Origin of the sequence: Promicromonospora alba (assembly GCF_042654905.1) — a bacterium.
In the GTDB taxonomy this organism is placed as follows: Bacteria; Actinomycetota; Actinomycetes; order Actinomycetales; family Cellulomonadaceae; genus Promicromonospora; species Promicromonospora alba.
Window position 1 is genome coordinate 22,091 of sequence record NZ_JBHSFI010000012.1, and the last position, 25,685, is coordinate 47,775.

Genomic DNA, 25,685 nt, shown 5'->3' on the forward strand with positions numbered 1-25,685 from the left:
CGGGGCCTGCCTGACCCGGCCCGTCCACCGCGCACCTACCGGGTCGCCCGCAGATCCTTGCGGAGGATCTTCCCGGACGCGGACTTCGGCACCGCGTCGATGAACTCCACGGCCCGCACCTTCTTGTACGGGGCCACCTGCTCGGCGACGAACGCGATGACCTCGCCCTCGGACAGGGTCGCCCCGGGCGCGGTCACGACGAACGCCTTGGGGATCTCGCCGGCCTCCTCGTCGGGTACCCCGATCACCGCGGCGTCGGAGATGCCGGGGTGGGACAGCAGCAGCGCCTCCAGCTCGGCGGGCGGCACCTGGTAGCCCTTGTACTTGATGAGCTCCTTGAGCCGGTCGACCACCTGGAACACGCCCTCGGCGTCGACCGTGACGATGTCGCCGGTGTGCAGGAACCCGTCGGGCTCCAGGGTGTCCTCCGTCGCCCGCTGGTTGCCGAGGTAGCCGGCCATCACGTTCGGCCCGCGGCACAGCAGCTCACCGGGACCCGAGACGCCCTCGGCCGGCTGCTCGATCTCGGCGCCCGTCGCCGGGTCGACGATCTTCGCCTCCATGTTGGCCACCAGCAGCCCCACCGACCCGGCCGAGATGTCGCGGCGGCCGAACGGGATGACGTGCGAGACCGGCGACATCTCCGTCATGCCGTAGCCCTGGAGCACCCGGACTTCGTCACCGAGCCGGGCCACCACCGCTGCCGCGAGCTTCTCGTCGAACGGCGCGGCACCGGACAGCACGGCCCGCACGCTGGACACGTCGTACGAGTCCACCAGCGGGTGCTTGGCCAGGGCGAGCGCGATCGGCGGCGCCACGAACAGGAAGCTCGCCCGGTGGTCCTGGATCACGCCGAGGTACTGCGCCAGGTCGAACCGCGGCAGCGTGACGAGCTTCGCCCGGGTGCGCAGCGCGACGTTGAGCAGCACCGTCATGCCGTAGATGTGCAACTGTGGTCCAAGTGAGACGCGCCTCTGAGCAGCCCAGACGCTAGGCCGACCGGCGCGGCATGGGCTGCCCTGTGGACGTAAGCGGGTGCCCGGTCTCGTCGTACATCCAGGCGAACACCCTGGGCTTGTGGAGCGTGAGCAGCCCATCTCGTACACCTCCCCGGCAGTGTCGCTGTCCGTCGATTGGGTCGCGCTCGTGTAGCCAGTGCCGCTCTCTCGACGGTACCGGAACCAACATCACTGTCTCGCGGCAGAACTCGCACCGCGCCTCTGTGCCCTCGGGCGGCATCTCTGGGGAAGTCATGCGGAGAAACCTACCCAACTTGTCATGTCCTGTCAGGTGTCGTCACCTGACGAGAAGCACTGTCGCAGGACACCTAATGTCGAAACATGACGACGTTGGACCTAGACGGGCCGGAGCCCTTGTACGTGCAGATTGCTGCCGTGCTCGCTGCCCGGATCACGGACGGGACATACCCGCCGCGTCGCCGCATCCCGTCAGAAACAGAACTCACAGAAGAGTTCGACGTATCCCGCCCTACAGTTCGGCAGGCCATTCAAGTTCTCCGTGATCGCCACCTAGTCGAGACCGTACGGGGCAAGGGAACGTACGTCTCCGAGTGAGCACAGAAAAGCCGCCCCGCTACTTAGGTTTCGCGGGGCGGCTTTGTGCTTCTGTAAAAAGTAATAAACAAGATACGTGCCTTCTGAGGTAGGCACACTCTCATTATATCTTGGGGTAGTCCCTGCCAGGAGCAAACACCAACAGGGACCGTAGCCGCATAGGGAATGGCAAGAGACCTATGCGGCGGCTTATGGAGTTAGTTCCTCGATCTTCTCAATGGTCTTGGCTCCACGTTCCTCGGATGCGGCAATGTGCTCCTCCAACTTGGTACGCGTTTCCTTACCGTCACGCTCTATGCGGTCTACGACATCTCGCAAACTGCGGCCACTATTCGGGTGCAACTCGTGTGCAATGTCCTTGAGGTAAGGCAGAGCCTTCCAGAACACAAACCCAATGACGAATGCGAGAACCACGATAGCGGCAGGCCATGAGTCGCCTACTGCTGTGAGTACGGTTGCTATATCTTCTGCGGTCATGGCTCAGTCCACCAAGAACATTAGATGTGCGGAAATCCACTTTCCCGTGACGAGAGTTACACCAGCGGGGAAAACCACTGAGAACAACCCCGTACTATTGGAAAGTGATCCACGAAGCCCGGGACCTGATGTGGATGAAGTCATAACGGCGTGAGTGTGGGCTGTTCCGGTAGATGCACCTTGGGTTACCAACTGTGCATTGGAGAGTTGGATATCGTGTATCGAACGGCTAGGTCGATAACCGGTAGGAAGCGTAAACAGGTCTGCGGATACGCTCGGTCCAATGTCGGCACCAGTTCTTTCAACCAGACCACGAACCTCAACCAAATACCCAACACGTCGGTATTCAACGTGAGTACTACTTCCGACTGCACCTAGGCTGCCCCATCCAGTCTCAAAACTGGAAACCGAAATCCAACCCGAGTCAACTACATGCGGGCCGATAGCGTCACTGACACTCTCCATACCACGGTTCAACATTTCAGGGAATGGACTTGCTGTCTCATCCGCCGTGTACTGCCATACTCCATTCGAATCTAGAGCCATAATTGCTTTCCTTAATTCTGTACTGCTAGGGCTACTGCCCTGTACTGCTAATCCGGGATTATTCCGGTTAGAGTCATTCGATCTGTGAACAAGTCATATGAGACGCTGTCCACTTGCCAGACAATTTCTGATTCCACAGGCTCCAGCACGGGCCAATAGACAAAGTAATCTCTGTACCAGATTCCCATACGTGCGGGAGCAGTAAGCGTGATCGTGTGTCCACGCTTCTTGGTTCTGTTCACGATTGCTTGCGCCATTGCCGTAGTCGGCTTTGTGTTGTCAGGCATGTACTCCACCCATGTACGGGAGTGGAACGTTGACGGGTAACCGGCTGTCTTAAGTGCTCCGCTGTCCTGTCGAGAGATTAGATAAGCGGAGTCGTACCAGTCACCATTACGGTTCACTTCCTCTACCACGTCGATGGTGTCGTAAGGCCAGAACTCGAACCAATCAAGGTTGCCCGTGATGTTGGACATTGGCGGCTTGAGTACAAAGTCTCCGTTGGGTTGCACACGCAAAGACAAGTCCTTGTCTTCTAGTGCTCCACGGATTGCCTCAAATGCTGTCATTCCCTTGAGGTCTGGTACTTCATACTCTCCTGACATTGCATTGCCGCCATACGGGCCAAAGTCAACATCCTTGCCAATTGCAACCGAAACAGCAGGCTCCACGTTCCAACGTAGTGTGTTCGGAGCAAGAGAGTCTTTCACTTCATCCAATGCAGCAACGTCCGCAGAGTTGGCAATAGCCCAGTCAGTGAGCCATACCTCAGATGAACTGACAATAATTGTCATAGTGCCGCTTCTAAGGTCTTTGGAGACGCCACGACTGTATAGAGTCAAATCGATGGATTCATTCTCAGCCGGAGCACCTTCTGTAAGTGGAGTTCCAAACATCTCGGAGACATCTCCTAGAGTCATTCCGTCAAACGCTGCGGACACCTCTCCTAGAGTCATTCCCTCGAACATCTCCGACAGATAGGCAAGTGAGTTGCTTGTCCAATAGGTTCGCTCACCACGAACGGTCAACTCATTAAGAGTAAAACTACGTGCATCCAACGCATCATAAATTTGTTGATCGAACGGAACAACGAAACCACCACCAACGGCAGGCATTGCCTGAGCGCTGATGTTGAGAGTTCCAGAGAGGATAGGCAGTTGTACGTAGCCCATCGTCAATGTCCATGTAGGGGTTGAGGTAATCACTATGGACTCACCTCACGGAAGTTAATGCGGATGATCCAATAGTCAGTGCCTGGAATAGCCTCTAGCGTGAGGTCACCGGAGACGATGAAGAAGAAGTCAATGTCTTCTTCCGGCTCCTCGAACTGGAAGCGCTCAGGGACGCTCAGAGCAGCCTCAGCAGCCAGAGCGGCAGCCCTGCTGTCCCAGACAGTCGAGAGCGTGCCTGTACGGCTCTGTGGAGCGCGTAGGGATGTGTAGGGGTACCCAGATGCCAACGTCTCGTGAACGATGCTTCCGGCTCCACGAGTTGTGCTGTAGTCGAATACCAGAGCCGGAGTGTGTCGAACAATGTTGCTGATGTCCGTCACGGATGACGACGCATTAGGAGTTCCGCTCCACTCGCTATCTGGATAGTCGCCATCAAAGTAGTCATCTAGAGTCGCGGTTTTCTCCCACTGTGCTTGTGCAAAGTCGAGAGTCTGACCGCTCGTCGCCGTACCTGACCAACGAATAGACGGCTGTGCAAATGCTGCGTGCTCTGGCGCTTCCCAAGTCTCGGAGTAGCGAGTCCACGTAGTTGTAGGCGCGTAGTTGCTCCCCGTGTTACCCGTGATGATGGAACCAACGGAGGAGAACCACGTAACAGCCATGTAGGTATTGATGGTTCCTGCACTCTTCTTGGCGTACCAAGAGCCTGTGTAGGACTCCCCCGCGATAACTGGGATTGAACTGGTAGTTCCCGGCGACAGGTTCATTGTCATTGGAGAACCTGTGTTGGCTACTGAGATTGTTCTACGGAAATAAGAGCCTCCGTCTGGCGCGCCAGTAGCCGGGTGAGTGTCCGTTGCAGTTGCACCGCTCAAAGCCATTGTCGTTGCGGTCAATCGTGGGTCGGGTGTCCCATTGATTCGTACGCCAACCTCCGTTGCGCTATCTGCTGTAATTGTTGCCATTACTTAAACTGCCTTTACCTGTACTATTGCAGGCGTTCTGTAGATGTGCTCACGAATGTTCGCAGCATCTATGTATGCCTGAGTAGGATCAAGTCGAACGCCCATTTCTGAAGTTCTCTTGATTCCTGCATATTCGGCAAGATCCCTAATCTCGCCTCTCGTCTTACGGGCACTTCCATTGTCAGTAACTCTGACATCGGTACGGCTGCTATTAGGAATGTCCCTGATTGCGCGCTCGTATCCTTGAACTCGGCTAGTTGTTGAGTTCCAGTCTCTACGTTGCTTCTCAAGGTCTCTTAGGGTGTGACCGGTTGCTGTATTCATTGCAGCCTCATACCCAAGAATCTCGGAATCGTCACCGATCTTGCGCTGTAGTTGCTCCGTAGCCTCTTCCATTGCTGACATGTCGCCTGCATATGCGCGGGCTAGGAGTTCAACCGACACTCCGGTTTCCTCGGAAGTACGCTTCAACTTCTCAAGGCTCACCACGGCTTCATCTGCACCAGAAAAGATGTTCGCTAGGTTTCCCTCAATGAATCCCTGAGAGAACGCACCAGCGGCGTTGTCCACCATGTCTTGGAATGCCTCTGCGAGACGTTCCTTTGTCTTCTCTGCCTCAGCGTTGATGTAGTTGAACAGCGCACCAGCACCAACAGCAGTTGCTAGACCAGCAAGAGCACCAGCCGGACCGAATCCGGCAAGAGCGCTAGCAGAGATTTCCTGGAATACGCCTTGAATCGACTCTGCGGAACCGTCGAATGATGCAGCGGCTTCACGCATGCTTCCGCTTGCCTCATCCTTAAAGTCATCTACTCCCTTAGCAGCCCTGTCGAATTCATCATCAAGTCTCTTGATACCCGACGTGTCAACATCGATATCAATGTCATCTGCGGCCGTCTGAATATCCTTGAGAGCATTTTGGACCTTCTCGATTTCAGTTGGTCCACGGTTTCCGAGTTCCTTAGCCTTTGCGAGCACGCGTTCATCCAGCGCATTACCTGCCTTCTCGGCGTAGGTTTCAATGTCGTTGAACGCTTCCTCAAGGCTGCGGCCGGTTTCCTCGGCTTGTTGCTTAACTAGGCGTAGAACTCCCTGTGCTGCCTTGAACTCGGAGTTAGAAAGGCCTGCACTCTTCTCCGCCTTATCCATGGCGTCGGCAAGTTCGCGAGTGGCTTTGTCAGCCTTACCCGCTTCGTCTGCTACATCTGTTAGTTGGCCGGAATCTATGTCAGCCTGTTCGAGTTTCTTGAACTCGTCGCCAACCTGCTCTAAAGCGTCACCGACCTTACCCGCTGCCTTAACGGCAGGAGTCTCGTCTAAATCAAGTTCAATCTTGAAATCGGCCATGCTACTTTCCTAATGCTTCATAAATTGTTCGGATCACTGTTTGAGTCCACAGTGACGCGATACGCGGAGCAATCTCCGCAAAGGCTGGATACAGAACTCGTCCACTCTTCTTGCGGTTGGGTAGTTGGTTCTGGGTACGTCTACGGACCTTGTGTCCCTTACGGTCATAGGTCTTGTAAGTCTTGTTGCCGTCTCCGAACTCGTACTGTGGCCACAGGCTCTTTGCAGGCGTGCGACCACCTAGACGCGCCGCTGAGTTAGCGGCTGTCAGAGTTGGCTTTGCTCCTCCGGTGACCTTTGGGTTACCTGCGAGGATGCGTGTATCTGTCTTAGTGCGGGTGCGGCTCTTGATAGCCTGGCTCCACATCGGAGATACGTTCTGCTGAATTGCGGACTGCGTTTGCTTACGCACATCCGGCCCAACGGCACGGAGTGCAGTAGCAGCACTACGCAATTTCTCCGCGCCGTTGGTTTCCATTAGACGCTCGGTACTGGCTTAGTGCAGCCGAGAGTTACAGATGCTGTTGCAACTGCTCCGACAGTTCCACCAATTGCACCAGGAGAAGCGGTTGCCTCAATGGTCCAGGTGGTTCCAGCGCCACGCATTGGGCGGAATTCGATGTAGAGGGTTACACCCTCATTGTCGAATAGGAAGCGGCTGAGGCTTTCGTCTACAGCGCTCTCCCAATCCTGTGCATAGTTGAGAACAGCAGACCAAGTAGCGGTCTGTGTAGCGGAGAAGGTATTCTTTCCAAGACCGGTCCATGTGATTGCAGATGCGGTAGGTGTAAGGGTTACCGCGTCAAGGTGCTTTGAGAAGTCATCTCCGCCAGTTGGCGCAAGGCTGATATTGCAGATGACGTCAAGCATTACTAGGGGTTGAATATCTAGTGTTGCCATTATGAATAATTCTTTCGTGTGGGTACGTCCACGTTAATTTCGAACGCGGGCAACGTCTCCTTGTAGATGACGTAATCGGCAGTGCTCCATATTGAGATGCCGCTTTTTTCGATAGCCTCGGTGACTTCGTCAATGAGGTCTTCCAGTAGATCAATTCCTGTTTGTGTCGAAGTGACCTTTGTTCCCAAGTCTTGCCAGGGACCAACAATCACAACGCGCACGGAATCGAGCATCTGTAGACCGCTAGTACGTGCCCTACTGGACATGTAGACCAACACAACAGGAGAGCCAATTGCACTAATCCCCGCGTCATACGGATAAACCGTGAGTGACGGAGCATGTGTCTCTAGTGCCTCAACGATCTTCTTTCTTCCGCTTTCCATTAGTGGAACCTAATCTGTGTCTTTGGACGGAGTAGGTTCTTAACGTTCCAATCCATCGGGTAGACGGTGACAGCAAAGCCATCTCCGAATTGGTCAGCAGTTCCAGCGGTCATGCTGTTAGCGAGTGCTCTTGCCTGCATAATCTCGGCTAGTAGGTAACTCTGCGGAATATCCGCATCGTCAACCAAAGCCGGGGCGTAGGCGACGCACTGTGTGTGCGCCGCCTCAAGGTATGCAGTAAGGGCATTCACATTGAAGGTAGGGGCATCGGCCCATACCTCCGTGATTAGCGCGGAACCTATGTCATTCCAAGCCATGCCCTAACCTCCTTACGCTGTTGCGTTGATCTGTACGGCTTCACCCTCGTTGACAAGGATTGCGGCGTATCCGAAGAATGCGCGCTCAAGTTGTCCGATGGAGAGTGCTGTTGCGTCAACGCGCAATGGGGTACCGGCTGGCTCGTGAAGAGTTACAGCAGTCTTGGTAGCGACAATGACAGTCTCAGCGCCGAATGTTGGGTGGTTTGCAGGAACTCTGCGGATCTTTACTCCGTCAAGTGCTCCACCATCTAGACCAAGGCTTTCTGTAAGGAATGCGCGGCGGTCGTCTACAGAGATAAGGCTGTAGTTACGGAATGCAGTTGCACCTAGAAGTACATATGCGGGTGCTAGGTCGCGATCCTGTAGGTAAAGGATTCCGTCAACGATGCGGACTAGAGTTGGGTCCACTCCGGCAGGAACTGCACCAGGGTTAGCGGTCACAGAAGCAGAGAGGTTAGTAAGGGCATTAAGAACCTTTGCGTCACGACGCTTGGAGACTGCGTTAGCAACCTTGCGAGAGTAGGACTCTACGAATTCCTCTTCTCCTAGATCCTGGAATGAGCGATCTACGGAAAGAGCAAGACCGTAACGAGTCGCTGTTGCTTCATCGTCGTCTACCTCGGCTTCAACAGAAGCGATTTCTGAGCCATCCATCGCCCAATCGGTCGCAATAAATTCATCAACGTTAGTGATGTGGTAGCCCTTGACCTTGCGGGAGTTAAGAGGCTTGACGGTTACTAGGTCAGCAACGATGTCCTTACGCTCGACCTTGTTCCAGATTTCTCCTAGCCATGTGTCAGCGCCAACAGGTGCTGTTAGGTCTGCGGAGTTTGTCTGTGCAAGTGCAGCGGTAAGTTCCTTTGCGTTGCCATCCTGTACAGCCTTGAATACATCATTCGCTGTGAGGTTTGGCTTGTTGTGGTTTCCCTTGTTGAAGGGAAGACCAACAGGTGCAGAGGCTGCGAGGTATGTTTCCTCTGCCTCAGGGGTGATTTCGTTTTCCATTGTGGTTTCGATTTCTGTTTCTTCATTAGAGGTTTCGGCTTCTGCCTCTTCCTCGTCCGCGACAGAGGATGCCTCGGAAATTTCTGGTAGATCTTCTGTATCTACGGCTACGCGCTCCACTCCCTGGTCTGACGCGATTAGCAAAGCGTCAGAGAAAGCGGGACGGGCAACTAGGCCTGCTCCGGAGAGAACAGCGCTGACCAATCGGCCTGCACGGATCACTACGTCACGGAGTTCTACGGAGATACCTCTACGTAGTCCCTCACGTGCTTCTAGGAGAGCGTCATTGGCTGCTGTGGTGGTGGAGAGTGTTACCTCTGCTACCAAGCCCTCAGGAGTCTCTGTGACGCTGGAGAAGCGGCCTACAGGTCGGGTGTGGTCATGCTCCATGTTCAACGGCTCAAGGTCGGCAATCTGGGGAACGGTGACCGCTCCCTCACTTGCTTGAACCAGACCGGCAGATGTGCTGCCAGCCTTGCCGTATGGAAGTAGGAGGTACTTAAGAGTTCTGCTATCGGTATCTGCCGCTAGCAATGTTCCAAATAGTTGCATTTAGTCTTCACGTACTTCTGTATTCTCCGGCTGAGGTAGTGCTACCAATCCGGAAAGGTCAGCGCGTACCGATTGTCCTTTCGGTACTACGTTGTCCTTGGAGAGCGTTTCAAGTATTGGATCTAGCCAATACGCAAGGTTCATATCGATGAACCATGAGCGCTTACCCTGTTGATTCTGGTATTCAATGGACGACACATCTAATGCGCCACCGATTAATTCAGGCTCAATTGACATCTTCTCTGCGAAAGCAAGTGCAAGTTGGTTGGCTTGACCATCGAACATTTCAACAGTCTGTGTCGCACCTTCTTCTAGGTTCAAACCGAAAGGAACGTGAACAACAGAGTCTGAATCTGCCTTATGGTTGGTCTTGTAACCATCTAGCAAGATGTCAAGTTCCTCAGGTGTGTATCTCTGCTCTTGAGTTTCAACAAGGCGTGTCGCTGGTGCGGGATTACGCAAGCGAGCGGCACGAACCTTAAGAAGATCGATATATGAGCGAATCTCAATACCGGCGATATCCAACAGGCCCTCTTGTGGACCGATGAAGTGGATTATCTTGCGGCTGTCTACGTCCTTGCCGTCTAGGAGGATTGTGGTTCCGTCGTTGGTGTCGTAATACCAACGGCTACGGTCTACGCGGTATGCATCCACTATTTGTCCGGCTGCACCGCGTTCTACTGCCCACAGAGAGTCGCCATAGAAGAGCAAGTCATCCATTGTGAGCAAAAGTCGTAGGCGTGGACCCATCGCGGTATTGGAGCGGTAGAGGAACGTTGGTTGTTCCTTCTGAGATAGTTGCTCTTCTCCACGCGCGGCATATAGCGGCAAGCGGGAGATAGTCCCTGCAATGAGTGCGCGGCCTTTTACGACTGGGCCACAAAGCATCGCGTCAGCGCGAGTAGGGGGGAATCTTTCTAGGTCTCCGAATATGTCAGCCATAGCAACACTTTGCAGCCCAGTCGGTGTGAAGGGGCTGAGGAGTTCTGCGCTGTTTCGGAATCCTTTGAAGGGGTTTAGGTTAACCATTTACGTACGTGTACCTTTCTAAATACATTTTACTACGCTTTGTGCACTTTCGTGATTGTTTTGCGTGGAACGTTCTGGTCTATGTCCCAGAGCGCTAGTGCTGCACCAGAAAGCGGAGAGATGTCCGCTCCTGACTTCTTGAAGCCGAACCATCGGCCTTTGTCTGCGGCTTCGTTCCAGCGCAAAGACTCTGCGGCGGTGTCCATGCCGGATTGCCCTTCACGATGGAAGACAGTTCCCTCATGGAGTTCACGCACAAGTGCGGCTTGCCCCGCTTGCACATCTCCGCTTGTCACTTTGTGAACTCGGCTGCGTAGGCGTGTGTCACGCTCAAGAACCTTGATTGGTTCGTTGTTCGCTCCGATGCCGTCATAGACCAGACGCACTCTTGGGTACTTGGTCAGAATTTCGCCGGCGACGCGGGCTAGGCCGGCGGTCCCGCCTTGGTGGTGCAGCGTCGTGACGTAGCCGTGCCCGTCAGCGTCTCTGTACGCCGCTGTGAGGCTGCTAGCCGCGTCGTTGGGCGGAAGTACCGACAGAGCGAGCGCGAACGCGTCTGGCAGCTCCGGGAAGCCGTCAGCGGCAAGGCAGGTGTTCTCCCATGCCTCAGCCGATATCGCTGTCTCTCCGAGAACCTTGGGCCAGATGCCTAGGTACTCCTGTGCCCATGCCGGATCACTCAGACCCGCGCGGCGTGCACGCATCTTGTCGAGAGTCGTAATGGTGCCGATGCCGGGAAGCACAGAGCGCCATACGTCTTCGTCGTCAAGATCGACTGCCGCGATGTCATCTCCGGCTGAGAGCCATGAGGAGACGTGTCCAGGCTCTTCCTTGGCTCCTAGGTTTAGCGCATCCCAGAACCAACCCGCGCGAACATTGCCGGGGGTACCGGCGAGAATGATTTGCCCATCGTCTACGGAGTCAAGTAGCGGCATCGCGCCTTGCTTCAACGACTCGCCGCGTTCCTTGTCATAGGACTGTGCCTCATCAAAGAACACAACGCGTGCTTCGTCTCCACGGAATGAATCCTCATCCGGAGCGACCACCCAAAGGCGAGAGCCGTTCTGGAAGTCCATGTCAACTACGGCACCCTTGCGGATCTTTGGTCCTCCGGCATCCTCCGGATAGTGGCGATCCAAGCGGCGTGCGTGAGCCATGAAGCGTTCACGTGCCTTAACGGCTGTCTGGGCTGTCATGACAACGAACGTGTCCGGCTCCGAGTCGAGAAGACCTAGAAGCCACATCCATACAGCCTCAGTCTTGCCGTTACGGCGTCCCCAACAGATGGCGTTGGTCTCTACGCCTTTGTCCAACATCGCGCCTAGTGCTAATTGGTGCGGATGTGCTGTCATTCCGAGTAGATCCGCCCCGCGTCGGCTCCTTTCGGAGTCGGCTACGAAAAAAAAGGCAGAGGCACTCAAGCGAGGGCTGTCAACGGTTTCTAAAAAAACGTCCGCAACTTCGACGGATTGCGACGGATCTTGCGTGATTACCACGGTTGCAGTCCCTCACTTCGTTGTGAGTCCACTGCCTGTGTTCGAATCTCCTTGGAGTTCTTAGCCGCGCGAACCTTGGAGCCTGACTTGTTGGAGCAAGTGCGGTGAGATACCCATTGGTTCTCTACCCCATCTCCTCCGCCTAATGCACGGGGCATGATGTGCTCCACTACCCATGCGCGCTCAGGCAGCACAGGCCTGCCGCACTGGTAGCAACCAAGGGGTAGTTGAGTAGCCCAGAACTTACGGGCTGTTCTTACTTTGCTGCCGTTCCAATCTGTGTTACGGCGTGTGTCCTTTCGTGGCATGAATCCTCTACATTCCTAATCCCTCCTAATTATCCCTCAATCCGTCTTAATCCGTGAGCACTTCCGGGCATGACAAAGGCCAGGGCTAATGCCCCGGCCTTGAGTCGTTACTGCTGCCTACTTGATTGTGTACCCGTTCTCTTCCGAACAGTCGGCCATTATCTCTTCCAATGTCCACTCCGGAATCATCTTGATACGCCCGGCTATGCACTGCTCTGTTGCGTCCTCCTTCTGTCCCTCAGGTCCGAACTCTGCCCAAGCCCACGATGCTCCGCCATACGCAAGCAACGCAGACACAATCGATATGAACCACACAACCGGCTTCTTCATCGCTTCTCCTTGTTCCTAAGGTTGCTTACATATAACCACACCATCTCATGAACCACCATCGGGTCGTGTAGTTCGACTCCGTATCTTTCTTGGTGACCTAGCATGATTATCTCTAGGCTGTCTATGAATGCTGCAACCGCTGGTGCTGCTAGTTCATTCTCCTCATAGACCTTCTGATACATCTCTGCCCTGTTCTGCGTTGCATCCCTCATCTATCTTCCTCTACTCCATATCCAATTACAGCGTGGCGATATAGCCTGTGCCACTTACCCTCACCGTTGGCAAGGTGTTCTAACTCCCATATCGCGTAAGCAATTACATCTTCTTCGTACATTTCTCGTTCTCCTGTTTAGGTGAACGTCTCTCCGTCATTCTCTCGGCTCTGTGCCTAGTCCTACTCTTGGTTATGTCGTTATGCTGCACAACCTGTTATGCACAACTGCATAACGTGGTTGGTTGTTCTGTTATGCAGGGGGGCTTTAGCCCCTGCACAACAGCATAACCATTACTGCCTAATGCGATACTCGGAGCGTGTGTCTCGTGAGTCCGCGTCATAGATGGTTCCCTCATCAATCAGGGAGTCAATGGCCTTGTCCATACGTGGACGTGTGAGACCTGTCTTTGTCTTGATAGCAGACTTGGAGTTGTAAGCCTCACGGATCGCATCAAGCACGCTCGTACGGTCGGCGGAGAGTTGAGCGTCCCTAGCGTCATCGGCTGCGCTACGTCCCGCTAGAGCGGCTTCTAGGCCGTCTAGGCGCTTCACGTACCCGCCTACCGGCTGGCCCATGTGGTGAGCCGTCTCGATACGGAGAACTGTGTCAGCGTCGGGACGCTCGAACCCCTTGACCTTGGAGTTCTCGTTGTCGGTCCAACGGACCTTGACGGAGCCTCTATTGCCAGGCTCAAGACCAACCATCATGTCTAACTTTCCTCGGAAGGATGACGCTCCACGGGCACGGGTCTTGTCGTGGCCTGTGTGGTGGATAAGCAGCCCGAACGATCCGGCTGCATCGTGATAGCGCTTCAACGTGCGCAGAGCCTCAGCGGCTTCTGTGTTGTTGTTCTCGTCTACAGCGAGCGTGTCAATCTGTGTGTCGTAGATGACCAGAGCCGGAGTAATACCGAGTTCGGCTATCTCCGCTTCTAGGCGTCCGATGCCGAACTCTGCGGAAGCCTCTCCACCTACCATGACTCCCTCATTCATCGCGCCGTCAAGCACCCAGAATCGGGACATGGTTTCTTCTACGTCTGCCTCTTCATGTGCAGCGAACCAAGCACGTACGTACTTTCGGAATGCTGCTCCACCTTCCATAGCGGAGTAGACAACATCCATTCCAGTTAATTCCAGGTCTCCCAGTGCACAGGACTTGAGCCCTGCTGCGATGGATAGCCCTAGGTCGAGACAGATGATTGTCTTTCCTGTGTAGGAGGGTCCAAACAGTTGGCCGATACCGGCTGCGTGGATCTTCCCGTCAATGAGCATCGAGATATCCGGCTCACTGAGTAGCCAATCCATCTTGTCTTTGGCTAGGCGGTTGGGCTGCGGTCCTTCCGAGGCTAGAGCCTCTTGCAACTTGTCACGCTTGGTAGGGTCGGCAGTCTCAACTAGACGTTCGTTAAGGCTCTTCTCCCCTGTGTTCACGTTGACCGTGAGATTGATTCCTTGTTGCTGCTTCTCCTGCTGTTGCATCTCGTCTATGAGTTCTCGCACTTCCTCATTGGAAGCATTCATGACTCGCTGCACCTCAGGGTCTTGCATGTACTTTCTGTATTCCATTTCGAATCCTTCTGGCCCAAGGGCCTTATGATATAATAGTTACGTAAGCAGTTCAGATCCTTCTTACGTCTTTCAGTGTCACTAAACTATGCATTTCTGCCCTCCGGTCTCCCACTCCCGGAGGGCTTCTCTTTGCCCTAAATCACTCAGGCGGGTTGTTAACGTAATCCGCTAACTCTTCCCACGTGAACGGCTGCGCTCCCGTGGTGAATCGGAGCAGTAAATCTAGGTGCTCTCTGAGTAGCGCTAGCGCTGCATCTTGTTCTTGTTCTGTCATTTTGTTTCTTCCTTTGCTTCTAACTCGTGAGCCTTGAATTCCTCAAGTTCTCTAATCTCTGCCTGTAACACCCTTGATGTTTTCTCAAGAGACGCAACTTGTTCTCCTACTCGGTCCGTGTTCATGATGTAGATGCGTTCATGTGTGACGTTCTTTCCTATCTCCGCTATGGTGTACTCAATGTCACTACGGCTGAGACCTAGGCGGATGTTTACGCTGTATTCCGTGTTTTCGTCAGGCCCAAAGTTGAAACCTAGAACTTCTAGTGCCTCGATTACTTTTGCTTCGCTGATCATATTTCTCATTTTGTTTCCTTTGCTATAACTCTTACTACTGCTTCCCCGGCATACGTACCGGCGACTATTGCTCCGACTACCGCTAGTGCCGTAATCATTCTGACGCCTGCTCATCTAAAGTTGCCCAAGCCTTACGGAGTTCCTTCTCAGCCTCACGGGTCTTTTCTTCGAGTCGATCTATCGTCGCTCTGTAATCCGCGAGATGGGATACCGCATGGTCCCGCTCTTTGGTGAGTTGGTAGATCCTCACGTTGAGGAGGATTAGCGCCACTACTCCGAGTGCGATTGCTATTACTTCCATCACGCTGCACCGCCACGCTGGTAGCCGCCCTCTATGCGCACAGGCTCAGCCTCTGCGAACGCGATTTGTAGTGCTAGGTCGTCGGCTAGGTCTCGCTTGCCGCGTGCCTGTGCTTCTAGCCTCTCGGCTGCCTGTAGCGCTCGTGTCTTGCGCTGCTTTAGTACTGAGACTTCATCTCTTAAATTTGCCATTCTTTAATCCTTTCCGGCTTAGGTATTATTATAGCACATAGGCATTTAGAATAAGGGCATAAGAAAGCCTCCGGCGAAATGCCAGAGGCTCCCTTGCTGAAACCGTGTGTTTAGGCCGTTGCGGGACCGATTTCAATGTGTTCGTAGTTGTACACGGTAATCCGCATTAGCCGCTTCAATACCGCGTTCCACTCCTCCGGTTCGAGTTCATCGAAGATGTCCCCCTCTTCGTCGTTGTAGCCCACCACACGGAGAATTGCGCTCCAGTCATCGGCAGGCCGCGCCATTGCTAGTGCAGCCTCAGCGGCATTCATCTTCTCCTGAGCCTCACTCACCGATGCACGGAGTTCCGCGAGGATGGGCGCGGCTTCCTGCTCCGTGACGACACCCAACAGCACGCGCTTAACGGCTCCGTCCAACTGCTCCTGTGCTGCGTCCCGCTCGGCTGTGGCATCTAGCAGCGCTGCGTTTGCTCGCTGCTCCTCATCCTCGAATGCGGGCATGGCTGCGGCCCATTCCTTGGAGTGAGCACCCAAGTACATCCACGCCTTGCGCTCGATCTTCTTAAGGTCACCCCACGTGCCGGAGCACACGGACTTTCCACGGGTGACATATGCAGTGCAGCGCATCCCGCGCCCATTGCGAACCATCGTCGCCCCACACTTGCCACAGTGCGCCACACCTGAGAGCCAGTACTTGGGGTTACGTGAGCGCGTAGGGATGTCAGCACGCTCCGCACGGACCTTGAGGTAGGCCTGCCACTCTCCGTGAGTGATTACGGCTGTGTGTGCGCCGCTCCAGTGCTTCTTTTGCCACAGGAACAGTCCAGCGCCAAAGCCTGAATCCAGCGCACGACGTGCCACGCGGATATCCACGCCCATTACCTCAGCGACCACACGGAAGCCAGCACCGTTGATGAAGCGTCGGTACGCCTCTGTCAACTTGGGAGCATCCGGCCCGGGAAGGTAAGCACCCTTCTCCTGTACGTAGCCGTACTGGTGCCCGCCCGTGGGAGGAAGCCCTAGGAGAAAGCGTCGCTTGTGCGCCTCTCGCCAACGCTTGCCGATGTCCTTTGCGAACTTGTGCGCAAGCAACATGTTCAACAGTGGGGAGAAGTCGTCAGAGTCTTCATCCAAGTACCGCACGCCATCCAGTACAGAGGCGTAGTACATGTCAGAAACGATCTGTGCGCCGTCCGCCATGTTGCGTGCGAGACGTGCGGTTTCGTGGACTAGACCAAAGTCGAATTCGTCCCGGTCGTATGCCTCACGGAATGCAACCAACTCCGGACGCTTGGCTGCGTTGCCCTTTCCGCCTTTGGATGCGGAAGTGCTCTTTGCCTCTTGGAAGATATCGACAACTTGCCATCCTTCACGGTCGGCAAGTTCGCGGCATGCGGCTTCCTGAATCTCGAAAGAATAGGAGTCATCTTTGGTGATCGACTGACGTAGGTAGATGGCTACCCGTGGTCGCGTGCGTGTGTCCATGACTCCAGAGTCTCACTGGAACCATCGTTGTGGAAGAACGGCAGGACGCACGGCACGACGTCGTCGCGCTCCACCCCGATCGCGAAGCACTGCGCCACGTTCGCCACGAGGTTGGTGTGCGTCAGCATGACGCCCTTGGGGTGCCCCGTCGTGCCCGACGAGTACGGCAGCACCGCGAGGTGCGTCGCCGGGTCGAACGAGACCTCGGGGGCCGGGTGCGGGTCGGCCAGCAGGTCGGCCAGGGAGGTGTACTCGGCAGCCACGGCGGAGTCGCCGTCGAGCACCACGAGGTGCTCGTGCGCGAGGCCCGCGCCCTTCGCGCCCGCCTCGGCCGCCAGGAGCAGCGCCGAGACGGTGATCACGAGCCGGGCGCCCGAGTCGAGGAGCTGCTTGGTGATGTCCGGGCTCGGCGACAGGGCGTTGATGGTGGTCACGGTCACGCCCGCACGCAGCAGGCCATGGAACACCGGCACGTAGGCGGGGACGTTCGGCGCGTGCAGCGCGACGACGTCGCCCACGCCGAAGCCTCGCGCCGCTACGGCCCCCGCCACGGCGTCGATCTGCGCGAGCAGCGAGCGGAACGACGTCTGAGCCCCGCTGACGCCGTCGACCACCGCCACGCGGTCCAGCTCGTCCCCGGTGAGGTCACCGAACAGGTACTCGTGGACGCTGACGGGCGGGATCTCCACGTCGGGCAGCATGCTCCGGACAACCATCGTCGGTCTCCTTCTTCTCTGGCACCGGGCCGCCGTTGGCCCGGTGCACGAGCATTGTTGCGTCAGAACGCTCCGCGCGCACGAGCCCACCCGCAGGCCCGGCGCCGGACCGCCGTCACGACCGGAAGGCCGCGAGCAGCACCGGCACCAGCCGCTTCCACGACGGCGCCGCAGCGTAGCGGGTGAGCGCCCGGCCCGTGTCGGTCACGCTCCGGGAGCTACCGAACCACGGCGGCTTCGGGAAGAGCGAGAGCTCGCCGTGCAGCACGCTGCGCGGAAATTCGCGGAACGGCCCCGTCACGACGCTGCGCTCGGGCCCTGCCAGCAGGTGCCCGTTGTGCACGACGTCGATCCCGGAACCGACGTCGGACACCGTGTGCCCGGGGAACGCGCCCCACGTGGCGCCCGACAGGAGGAAGCCCATGCCGGTCCACGCGTTGATCGCGATGTTGCCGTAGCGCAGGTCGGCGATCGCGGCGTCGAACACGGCGCCTGCGGCCCTGCGGTCCTCGGGCCGCACCAGCACGTTGGCGCCCAGCGTCCCGTACAGGGAGTCGTTGGCGAAGCCGACGGCGGCCCGCAGGAACGCCGTGCCCTGCCCGGGAAGCTGCGTCCACGCGAGCACCGGCGCGAAGTACTCGTCGGCGCACGCCGGGTCGTCCGCGGCGATCTCCATCAGGAGGCTGCCGTCGATGCGCTCGGCGTCGGGGTGCGCCTCGGCGGCCCGCGCGACCTTGGCGTCGGCGCCCGGGTACCAGGTGCCGCGCGGCGGCGTCGTCGCCAGGGCGCGCCGCAGCTCGGCGAGGAACGCGTCCTTCTGCGCCCAGTCCGCCGACAGCACGACCACCTGGCCCGCCACACAGTTGTGCCCGGCGTTGTGCAGCCGCATGGTGGCCACGTGCTCGGCCTGGAACCGCAGGTCGGCGGCGCTCCACCGGCCGGGGACCACGATGACGGGCGCGACGCCGCCCAGCTCGCTCGTGATCGGCACTGTGAGCCTCGGGTCGTCCGCCGCCCGACGCCGCTCGGCCTCCTCGCCGGTGCCCCACACGATCGCGTCGTGCGTGACGGCGGAGCCCGTGATGTGCACCTTGTCGACGCCGCTGTGCCGCGTGAGATAGGCGCCGACGGCGGCGTCGCCGTTGACGATCCGGACCACGCCGGCCTCGATCAGGGGCGCGAGGGCCGTGCGGTACACGTCGAGCAGGCCGGCGAAGGTGGGGTTGAGCTTCACGAGCGAGGCGCGGTTGTGGGCGACGAGCTCGTAGAACGCGTCGAGCGGCGCGATGGACGACACGTTGCCGGCGCCGAGCACCAGCCCGACACCGCCGTACTCGCCCACCGTGCCGGCCCGCAGGCCCGCCTCGTCACGCACCTGCCGCTCCGGCACGCCCGGCGGCATCCACACCTCGGCCTTGAAGCCGTTGAACAGCACCCACTCCTTGGCGGTGCGCGGCAGCACCCGCACCGCCACGCGCCCACCCGGCGCGGTCCCGACGGCGAGCCCTTCGAGCGGCGACCCACCCGCCGCGAGCGCCTCGTAGGACCGCGCGTAGGTGGCTGCGCTCTCCAGCGCGCCGTACGGGCCGGTCATCCACTCCTCGCCCGTGTAGGGGGCGGACGGCGCGATGTGCTTGGCCTCGGCGGCGGCGGTCACCCACTCCTCGGCGACGTCGGCGATCGCCGCGTGCACCCTCCGGAACAGCGCACCGCGGTCCGCGACCGGCAGCCGTGCCCACCGTTCGGCACCGGCCTTGAGCTCCTCGACCGCCTTGTCGAGCTCGCGCTCCGTGGTGGCTCGCGTGTCCGTCACGCTCATCAGCTGTCTCCTTCGACCGCACTGCGTCCGACCGTACGGGCCCGCACTCACTGACCCGCTCTGCAATAGCCTAGGGGTGCCGACAACCCCGGGCGAGACCCCCGGACTTTACATCTCGACCTTCAGTGCACAGTGCGGCCGCCGCCGTTAGGCTGCCTGGCATGTCGGACATCGCCGTCAGTGGGGCCGTCAGTGGGCGGCACGACCTGCGTGACGCGCTCGACCTGCTGAGCGAGCAGGTCGCCGACGAGATCCTGCACGCCGAGCCCGTCGATCCCGATGCCCACCTCCCGGCCGCCCTCGTCCAGCCCCTGGTCCGGGCCAATCTGGCGGAGATCCTCGCCGCGCTCGCCGGCGAGCCGTCGTCGCTCGAACCGGCGCGGGAGACCGGCCGCGTCACCGCCGCCGAAGGCATGCCGCTGGACCAGCTGCAGCACGCCTACCGGCTGGCCGGCCTGCGCATCTGGGAGGAGCTCGCCCGCCGGCTGCGCTCCCGGACCGACACCACCGCGCTGCTCCGCGCCTCGTCGCGCGTCTGGTTCGCCATCGACCGCTCGTCCAACGTGGCGGTGCGGACCCACCTCGAGTCCAGCGCCGGCCTGAGCGAGAACATGGCCCGCACCGAGCTCCTGCGCGGCGTCCTCACCGGCGCGGTGCACGACCTCGAGACCGCCCGGCGCGCGCTCGCCCTCCCCGCCGACGTGATGCTCGTGGTCGCCGTCACGGCACCCGGCATGCCCGCCGTTCCCGCTACGGGCACGACTCCGGCCTCGAACGGCCGCGCCGCGGAACCGGATCGGCCGACCGTCCGCTGGCTCACGCACGAGGGCGCCCGGCTGACGCTCGTGGCCGCGCGCACCTCCGAGGACACGTACAACGCCCTGACGGGCCTCGCCGCACACAGCCGGACCGGCGCGAGCCGGCCGTTCACCCGGCTGGCCGACGCGCCCGCCGCTCTCGTCGAGGCCCGCACGGCGGTGCGGTCCCTGCCCCTGGGCCGGGTGGGGCTCGCCCGCTACGGCGACCGTCCGCTGGACGCCCTGCTCGTGGCCGACGGCGAACGTGCCGCCGAGCTCGCGACGACGGTGCTGAGCGGGCTCCGGGGCCGTGACCCGCGGGACGAGGAGCTGTTGCTCGCCACCGTCGAGGCCTGGTTCGAGCACGGCGGGTCCGGCACCAGGGCCGCGGCGGCGCTGCACTGCCACCGCAACACGGTGCTGAACCGGCTCGCGCGGGTCGCCGACCTGACGGGCCGCGACATCAACGACCCCCGGGCCGCGGCCGAGCTGTACACGGCGGTGCGGGCGCTCCGCCTCCAGGGCGAGCCGGCCTAGCCTCGCCGGAGCGCCGCGCGGCTACGAGCAGGGTGATATTCGATGGCCGTTCCGACCCCATGGCCTGGCCCTGCGCATTAACCTCAGGACGTGACCCCTCTCCTGTCCGACGAGCTGCTCGGCACCCTGCGCGAGCGCGCCGCCGACTACGACCGAGACAACGCCTTCTTCGTCGAGGACCTGGCCGATCTGCAGGCCGCCGGCTACCTCGGTGCGATGGTCCCCACAGCGCTCGGCGGTGCGGGCCGCACGCTCCGCGAGACGGCTCGTGAACAGGCCAGGCTCTCCGCCCACGCGCCCGCGACGGCGCTGGCCGTGAACATGCACCACGTGTGGGTAGGCGTCGGCCGCTACCTGCACGAACGCGGCGACTCGTCGCTGGACTGGCTGCTGACGGAGGCGGCTGAGGGAGAGATCTTCGGCTTCGGCTACTCCGAGCCCGGCAACGACCTGGTGCTGCTCGGCTCACGCACGGAGGCGCGGCCCGACGGCGCGGGGGGCTACTCGTTCCACGGCCGCAAGATCTTCACGTCGAACTCCCCCGCCTGGACCCGGCTGGGCGTGCTCGGGCTCGACTCGTCGAAGAACGGACGGCGCGCCGAGCCCCGGCTCGTGCACGCCTTCGTCACGCGTGACGGCGGCGGGTTCGAGATCCTCGACGACTGGGACACGATAGGGATGCGTGCCTCGCAGTCGCGGTCCACGCTGCTCGACGGCGCGCACGCGCCCGCGGAGCGGGTGCTGCGGCTGTTGCCGCCCGGGCCGTCGCTCGACCCTTACGTCCTGGGCATCTTCACGTCGTTCGAGGTGCTGCTCTCCTCGGTCTACGCGGGGATCGCGGACCGGGCGCTGGAGCTCGCCGTCGAGGCGGCGGAGCGTCGCACGTCGATGAAGACGGGCAAGAAGTACAGCCAGGACCCGGACGTCCGCCGTCGGATCGCCGACATGGCCCTGGCCCAGGACAGCGTCTGGCTCCAGATCGACGGGATCACCCGCGACCTCGACGCCTCGGCGTCGGACAGCACGCTGGACCGGGGCGCGGGCTGGTTCCGGGCGACCGCCGGGCTGAAGGTGCGCGTCACCGAGACGGCGCGCGAGGTCGTGGACCAGGCCGTCCGCGTGTCCGGCGGCTCCACCTACTTCAACGGGTCCGAGCTGGGCCGCCTCTACCGCGACGTGCTCGCGGGGATCTTCCACCCGTCCAGCGACGACTCCGCCCACGCGACGATCGCCCAGTCCCTCCTGGGCCCCCTGGACTGACGACTCCGCGAAGTAGAGCGTGCGTCCGGACACCCGCTCTACTTCGGCGTCATGGTGGGCGCGAGGTAGAGCGGGTGTCCGGACGCACGCTCTACTTCGCGGGTCGGGCGGGTCAGGGGGTGCGGAGGGCCTGGTCCAGGTCTGACCAGAGGTCTTCCACGTCCTCGATGCCCACCGACAGGCGCAGCAGGTCCTCGGGGACGGTCTGCGCCTCCGTGCCCCAGCGGCGGCGACGCTCCAGCATGGACTCCACCCCGCCGAGCGACGTCGCGGGGAGCCACAGGCGCACTGCGTCGACGACGGCGTCGGCCCGGCCGACCGGGTCGGCGGATCCCGCCCGCCCCTTCGGCCGGACGCCGATGATCGCGCCGAACCCGGTCATCTGGGCCTTGGCCCGGTCGTGGCCGGGGTCGCCGGGCAGCGAGGGGTGCCGCACCTCGGCGACCTCGGGGTGCTCCACGAGGCGCCGGGCCAGCACTGCCGCGCTCGCCTGGGCGCGCTCGAACCGCAGCGCGAGCGTGCGCAGGCCGCGCAGCGCCAGCCACACCTCGAACGGTCCGGCGATCGCGCCGTGCAGCGTGCGGTGCTCCCGCAGGGTCGCGGCGAGCTCGGCGTCGCGCGTCACGAGCGCGCCCAGCACGACGTCGGAGTGGCCCGCGAGGTACTTCGTCACCGAGTGCAGCACCACGTCGGCGCCGTGCTCCAGCGGGCGCTGGCCCAGCGGCGTCGCGAACGTGTTGTCGACCACCGAGCGGACGCCCGCGGCACGCGCAGCGCCCAGCACGGCGGGCAGGTCCGCGACCTCCAGCATCGGGTTGGTGGGCGACTCGACGAGCAGCAGGTCGGCGCCGTCGAGGGCCGCCACCACGGCGTCGGTGTCGGCGATGTCGACGTACCGCAGGGTCACGCCGTGCCGCTCCGAGATCTGGCGCGCCAGCACCATGCCGGCCTGGTAGGCGTGCCGGGGCAGCACGAGCGTGCCGCCTTCGGGCAGCAGGGAGAAGACTGCCGCGATCGCCGCCATCCCGGACGAGAACACGAGCGCCTCGCCCGGCTCTCCCCCGCCGCACTCGAGGGCGGCCAGCGCCTCCTCGAACGGGTGCCAGGCGTCGTTGTCGCCGCGCGCGTACGACAGCTCGTCGGGCGTGACCACACCGCGCGAGACGTACGTGGAGTTCATCGGGACGGACGGGTTGATGTGCCCGCCCTGGGCGCGGGCGGGACGCCCGGCGGAGACGACGATCGTGGCGGGCGCGAGCGTGGACGGCTCGGGGTGCTCAGGGGTGGTGCTCATGGTCGGGAGAATACGGCGGCCCTGCTGCCGGCGCCCCGGCCGTCCGCAGGGCAACCCGACACAGCAGGCGCCGTGTCAGACCCCCAGGTCACTCGGGTGACTCACAGGTCTGACACGTCGGGGGTCGCCTGCCGCTTCCGGACCACCAGGGACATGAGCGCGGCGCCCGCGCACAGGACGCCCGCGCCGTACCAGACGGCGTCGTACGAGCCGGTGACGTCGCGCACCAGGCCGCCCGCGAACGCGACGACGCCGGCCCCGACCTGGTGCGAGGCGAGCACCCAGCCGAACACGATGGGCGCGTCCTCGCCGTAGAACTCGCGGCACAGGGCGAGGGTGGGCGGCACGGTCGCCACCCAGTCCAGCCCGTAGAACACGATGAAGAACACCATCGGCAGCTCCACGGAGGGCGCCATGAGGGACGGCAGGAACAGCAGCGCGACGCCGCGCAGCGTGTAGTAGACGCCCAGCAGGACGCGCGGCGAGAACCGGTCGGTCAGCCAGCCCGACCCGATCGTGCCGATCACGTCCACGACCCCGATGACCGCGAGCAGGCTCGCGGCGACCGTGATCGGCATGCCGTGGTCGTGCGCACCGGGGACGAAGTGCGTCCGGACCAGCCCGTTCGTCGTCGCGCCGCAGATCGCGAACGCGCCGGCTAGCAGCCAGAACGGGCCGGTGCGGGCGGCGTCGAACAGCGCGGTGACCGCGCGCTTGGCGGCGCCGCGGGCGGGTGCGGGCTTGGGCACGTACTCGCCGCCGTAGGGCGCGAGGCCCAGGTCCGCCGGGTGGTCGCGCAGCAGGAACAGCACGAGCGGGATCGCCACGAGCGCGGCGATGGCCACCGTGACCGACGCCGGCCGCCAGCCCTGGTTCTCGACGATCCACGCGAGGAGCGGCAGGAACACGAGCTGGCCCGACGCAGTTGCCGCCGTCAGCACGCCGCTGACCAGGCCGCGCCGGGCGACGAACCAGCGCCCGGTCACCGTCGCGGTGAACGCCAGCGCCATGCTGCCGCTGCCCACCCCGACCAGGAGCCCCCAGCCGAGGACGAACTGCCACGGCTCCGACATCCACACGGTCGACAGCGCGCCCACGGTGATGACGACCAGCGCGGCCGTGACCACCGGACGCATCCCGAACCGGTCCATGAGCGCCGCGGCGAACGGCGCCGTCAGCCCGTACAGGATGACCTGCAGGCCGACGCCGAAGCCGATGGTCGCGCGCGACCAGCCGAGCTCCGCGTTCAGCGGCTCCACGAACAGGCCGGGCGCGGCCGTGAACGCGGCGGCGCTCATGACGGTCACGAAGCTGACCGCGGCGACCCACCAGGCAGGGTGGATCCGGGGCGTCCGCGAGCGGGGGGCCGACGGCGGGGCCGACGCGCCACCGGCGTCGGGCACGGGCGTGCTGATCTGTGTCACGGGGCTCAGTCTGCTGGGACCGAGCGACCGGTGACAGTGACCGGAAGGCCACTGTCCAATAGGATCGGGCCATGACCGCACCGCACCGTGTCGCCGTGCTCATCGTCGACGGGTTCATCCCGTTCGAGCTCGGGATAGCGCACCGGATCTTCGGCATCGCGCGCGACAGCGAGCGCAGGCCCCTCTACGAGGTGGTGACCTGCACGGCCGGCGCGCCAGGCCCGGTGCAGTCCGACTCGGACGTGGTGGTGCAGGTGGCGCACGGCCCCGAGGCGCTGGAGACGGCGGACACGGTGGTCGTCCCCGCGTCGCACGAGTTCGGGCCGGTGTACGACGTGGGCCGCCTCACGCCCGAGCTCGCGGACGCCTTCCGGCGCATCCGGCCGGGCACCCGGATCATGTCCATCTGCATCGGCGCGTTCGCGCTCGCCGCCGCCGGGATCCTCGACGGCCGCCCCGCCACCACGCACTGGAGCTCGGCCGAGCACTTCCAGAACCTGTTTCCCCAGGTCAAGATGGATCCGGGCGTGCTGTACACGGACGACGGCGACGTGCTCACCGCGGCGGGCGTCGCGTCTGGCATCGACCTGTGCCTGCACGTGGTGCGGCGCGACCACGGCGCCGCCGTCGCGCTCGACGTCGCCCGGCGCACCGTGGTGCCGCCGCACCGGGACGGTGGCCAGGCCCAGTACATCGCCCGGCCCATGCCCGACGCCGAGGGGCCCGGCACCGCCGCGACCCGCGCCTGGGCCGCGGAACGGCTGGCCGAGCCGGTGACGCTGGCCGCCATGGCCCGGCACGCCGCGATGTCGGTGCGGACGTTCACCCGCCGGTTCCGCGAGGAGACCGGCGAGAGCCCCGGGCAGTGGCTCCTGCGGCAACGGGTCGAGCACGCGCGGACCCTGCTGGAGTCCACCGACCTACCGGTCGAGCAGGTGGCGCGGCGGTGCGGTTTCGGCACCGCGCAGTCCTTGCGCGCACACGTGCAGGCGACCCTCGGCGTGACGCCGACGGCCTACCGCCGGACGTTCCACGGGGCGGCCTGAAGGCGTAGGTTGCGGTTCGGCGCCGTCGAGGGCTTCACCCGCCCGTGCGGCCCCGG

At 61.3% G+C, this 25,685-nt stretch carries 23 protein-coding genes; 4 read left to right on the forward strand and 19 right to left on the reverse strand.

The features are described from left to right. Nucleotides 1-35: 35 nt before the first annotated feature. Nucleotides 36-1,097, reverse strand: a complete 1,062-nt coding sequence (locus ACFO6V_RS27970) for an AMP-binding protein (protein WP_377142430.1) — start codon at nt 1,095-1,097, stop codon at nt 36-38. Between the two features lie 243 nt (nt 1,098-1,340). Here ACFO6V_RS27970 and ACFO6V_RS27975 point away from each other — a divergent pair, with 243 nt between their 5' ends. Beyond that, on the forward strand, nt 1,341-1,574 hold the full coding sequence (locus ACFO6V_RS27975) for a GntR family transcriptional regulator (RefSeq protein ID WP_377142432.1): 234 nt from the start codon (nt 1,341-1,343) through the stop codon (nt 1,572-1,574). 1,070 nt (nt 1,575-2,644) lie between these two features. On the opposite strand, the gene ACFO6V_RS27980 is transcribed toward ACFO6V_RS27975, so the two are convergent. The 16 genes from ACFO6V_RS27980 to ACFO6V_RS28055 all read right to left on the reverse strand — a co-directional run bounded on the left by ACFO6V_RS27980 (nt 2,645) and on the right by ACFO6V_RS28055 (nt 19,271). Continuing rightward, nucleotides 2,645-3,802, reverse strand: a complete 1,158-nt coding sequence (locus tag ACFO6V_RS27980; protein WP_377142434.1) for a hypothetical protein — start codon at nt 3,800-3,802, stop codon at nt 2,645-2,647. Next, nucleotides 3,802-4,542 (reverse strand): hypothetical protein, encoded by a 741-nt coding sequence (locus ACFO6V_RS27985; RefSeq protein WP_377142436.1) that lies wholly within the window; start codon nt 4,540-4,542, stop codon nt 3,802-3,804. Before ACFO6V_RS27985 ends, ACFO6V_RS27980 begins: the two co-directional genes overlap by 1 nt. A 195-nt stretch (nt 4,543-4,737) precedes the next feature. Beyond that, nucleotides 4,738-6,081 carry a hypothetical protein gene (locus tag ACFO6V_RS27990; RefSeq protein WP_377142438.1) on the reverse strand — a complete coding sequence of 448 codons (1,344 nt, stop codon included), beginning with the start codon at nt 6,079-6,081 and terminating at the stop codon, nt 4,738-4,740. A gap of 477 nt (nt 6,082-6,558) precedes the next feature. Next, the gene (locus ACFO6V_RS27995; RefSeq protein WP_377142440.1) at nt 6,559-6,981 is read right to left on the reverse strand and encodes a hypothetical protein; all 423 of its coding nucleotides are present in this window, start codon (nt 6,979-6,981) and stop codon (nt 6,559-6,561) included. A gap of 382 nt (nt 6,982-7,363) precedes the next feature. Next, a complete protein-coding gene (locus ACFO6V_RS28000; protein ID WP_377142442.1) occupies nt 7,364-7,681 on the reverse strand; it encodes a hypothetical protein in 318 nt (105 codons plus the stop codon). A gap of 12 nt (nt 7,682-7,693) precedes the next feature. Further along, nucleotides 7,694-9,241 carry an HK97 family phage prohead protease gene (locus ACFO6V_RS28005; protein ID WP_377142444.1) on the reverse strand — a complete coding sequence of 516 codons (1,548 nt, stop codon included), beginning with the start codon at nt 9,239-9,241 and terminating at the stop codon, nt 7,694-7,696. After that, on the reverse strand, nt 9,242-10,183 hold the full coding sequence (locus tag ACFO6V_RS28010; protein WP_377142446.1) for a phage portal protein: 942 nt from the start codon (nt 10,181-10,183) through the stop codon (nt 9,242-9,244). Between the two features lie 119 nt (nt 10,184-10,302). Continuing rightward, a complete protein-coding gene (locus tag ACFO6V_RS28015) occupies nt 10,303-11,622 on the reverse strand; it encodes a hypothetical protein (RefSeq protein ID WP_377142448.1) in 1,320 nt (439 codons plus the stop codon). 137 nt (nt 11,623-11,759) lie between these two features. Then, the gene (locus ACFO6V_RS28020; protein WP_377142450.1) at nt 11,760-12,074 is read right to left on the reverse strand and encodes an HNH endonuclease; all 315 of its coding nucleotides are present in this window, start codon (nt 12,072-12,074) and stop codon (nt 11,760-11,762) included. Nucleotides 12,075-12,191: 117 nt separating this feature from the next. Next, nucleotides 12,192-12,404: a hypothetical protein gene (locus ACFO6V_RS28025; protein ID WP_377142452.1), complete on the reverse strand. Its 213-nt coding sequence runs from the start codon at nt 12,402-12,404 to the stop codon at nt 12,192-12,194. After that, nucleotides 12,401-12,616 carry a hypothetical protein gene (locus tag ACFO6V_RS28030; RefSeq protein WP_377142454.1) on the reverse strand — a complete coding sequence of 72 codons (216 nt, stop codon included), beginning with the start codon at nt 12,614-12,616 and terminating at the stop codon, nt 12,401-12,403. Before ACFO6V_RS28030 ends, ACFO6V_RS28025 begins: the two co-directional genes overlap by 4 nt. Nucleotides 12,617-12,909: 293 nt before the next feature. After that, on the reverse strand, nt 12,910-14,184 hold the full coding sequence (locus ACFO6V_RS28035; RefSeq protein ID WP_377142456.1) for an AAA family ATPase: 1,275 nt from the start codon (nt 14,182-14,184) through the stop codon (nt 12,910-12,912). A 273-nt stretch (nt 14,185-14,457) separates the two neighbouring features. Next, the gene (locus ACFO6V_RS28040) at nt 14,458-14,757 is read right to left on the reverse strand and encodes a hypothetical protein (RefSeq protein ID WP_377142458.1); all 300 of its coding nucleotides are present in this window, start codon (nt 14,755-14,757) and stop codon (nt 14,458-14,460) included. Nucleotides 14,758-15,359: 602 nt separating this feature from the next. Beyond that, a complete protein-coding gene (locus tag ACFO6V_RS28045) occupies nt 15,360-16,736 on the reverse strand; it encodes a recombinase family protein (protein WP_377142460.1) in 1,377 nt (458 codons plus the stop codon). Then, nucleotides 16,709-17,452 (reverse strand): AMP-binding protein, encoded by a 744-nt coding sequence (locus ACFO6V_RS28050; protein WP_377142462.1) that lies wholly within the window; start codon nt 17,450-17,452, stop codon nt 16,709-16,711. The genes ACFO6V_RS28045 and ACFO6V_RS28050 overlap by 28 nt, the downstream gene beginning before the upstream one ends. A 115-nt stretch (nt 17,453-17,567) precedes the next feature. After that, the gene (locus ACFO6V_RS28055; protein ID WP_377142464.1) at nt 17,568-19,271 is read right to left on the reverse strand and encodes an aldehyde dehydrogenase family protein; all 1,704 of its coding nucleotides are present in this window, start codon (nt 19,269-19,271) and stop codon (nt 17,568-17,570) included. A gap of 161 nt (nt 19,272-19,432) precedes the next feature. On the opposite strand from ACFO6V_RS28055, the gene ACFO6V_RS28060 reads away from it, so the two are divergent. After that, nucleotides 19,433-20,605: a PucR family transcriptional regulator gene (locus ACFO6V_RS28060; protein ID WP_377142466.1), complete on the forward strand. Its 1,173-nt coding sequence runs from the start codon at nt 19,433-19,435 to the stop codon at nt 20,603-20,605. A 90-nt stretch (nt 20,606-20,695) separates the two neighbouring features. Then, the gene (locus ACFO6V_RS28065) at nt 20,696-21,865 is read left to right on the forward strand and encodes an acyl-CoA dehydrogenase family protein (RefSeq protein ID WP_377142468.1); all 1,170 of its coding nucleotides are present in this window, start codon (nt 20,696-20,698) and stop codon (nt 21,863-21,865) included. Nucleotides 21,866-21,977: 112 nt separating this feature from the next. On the opposite strand, the gene ACFO6V_RS28070 is transcribed toward ACFO6V_RS28065, so the two are convergent. Both ACFO6V_RS28070 and ACFO6V_RS28075 read right to left on the reverse strand, forming a co-directional pair. Continuing rightward, nucleotides 21,978-23,159, reverse strand: a complete 1,182-nt coding sequence (locus ACFO6V_RS28070) for a trans-sulfuration enzyme family protein (protein ID WP_377142470.1) — start codon at nt 23,157-23,159, stop codon at nt 21,978-21,980. A 101-nt stretch (nt 23,160-23,260) separates the two neighbouring features. Continuing rightward, nucleotides 23,261-24,574: an MFS transporter gene (locus ACFO6V_RS28075; protein WP_377142717.1), complete on the reverse strand. Its 1,314-nt coding sequence runs from the start codon at nt 24,572-24,574 to the stop codon at nt 23,261-23,263. 80 nt (nt 24,575-24,654) lie between these two features. Here ACFO6V_RS28075 and ACFO6V_RS28080 point away from each other — a divergent pair, with 80 nt between their 5' ends. After that, nucleotides 24,655-25,629 carry a GlxA family transcriptional regulator gene (locus ACFO6V_RS28080; protein WP_377142472.1) on the forward strand — a complete coding sequence of 325 codons (975 nt, stop codon included), beginning with the start codon at nt 24,655-24,657 and terminating at the stop codon, nt 25,627-25,629. Nucleotides 25,630-25,685 lie beyond the last annotated feature (56 nt).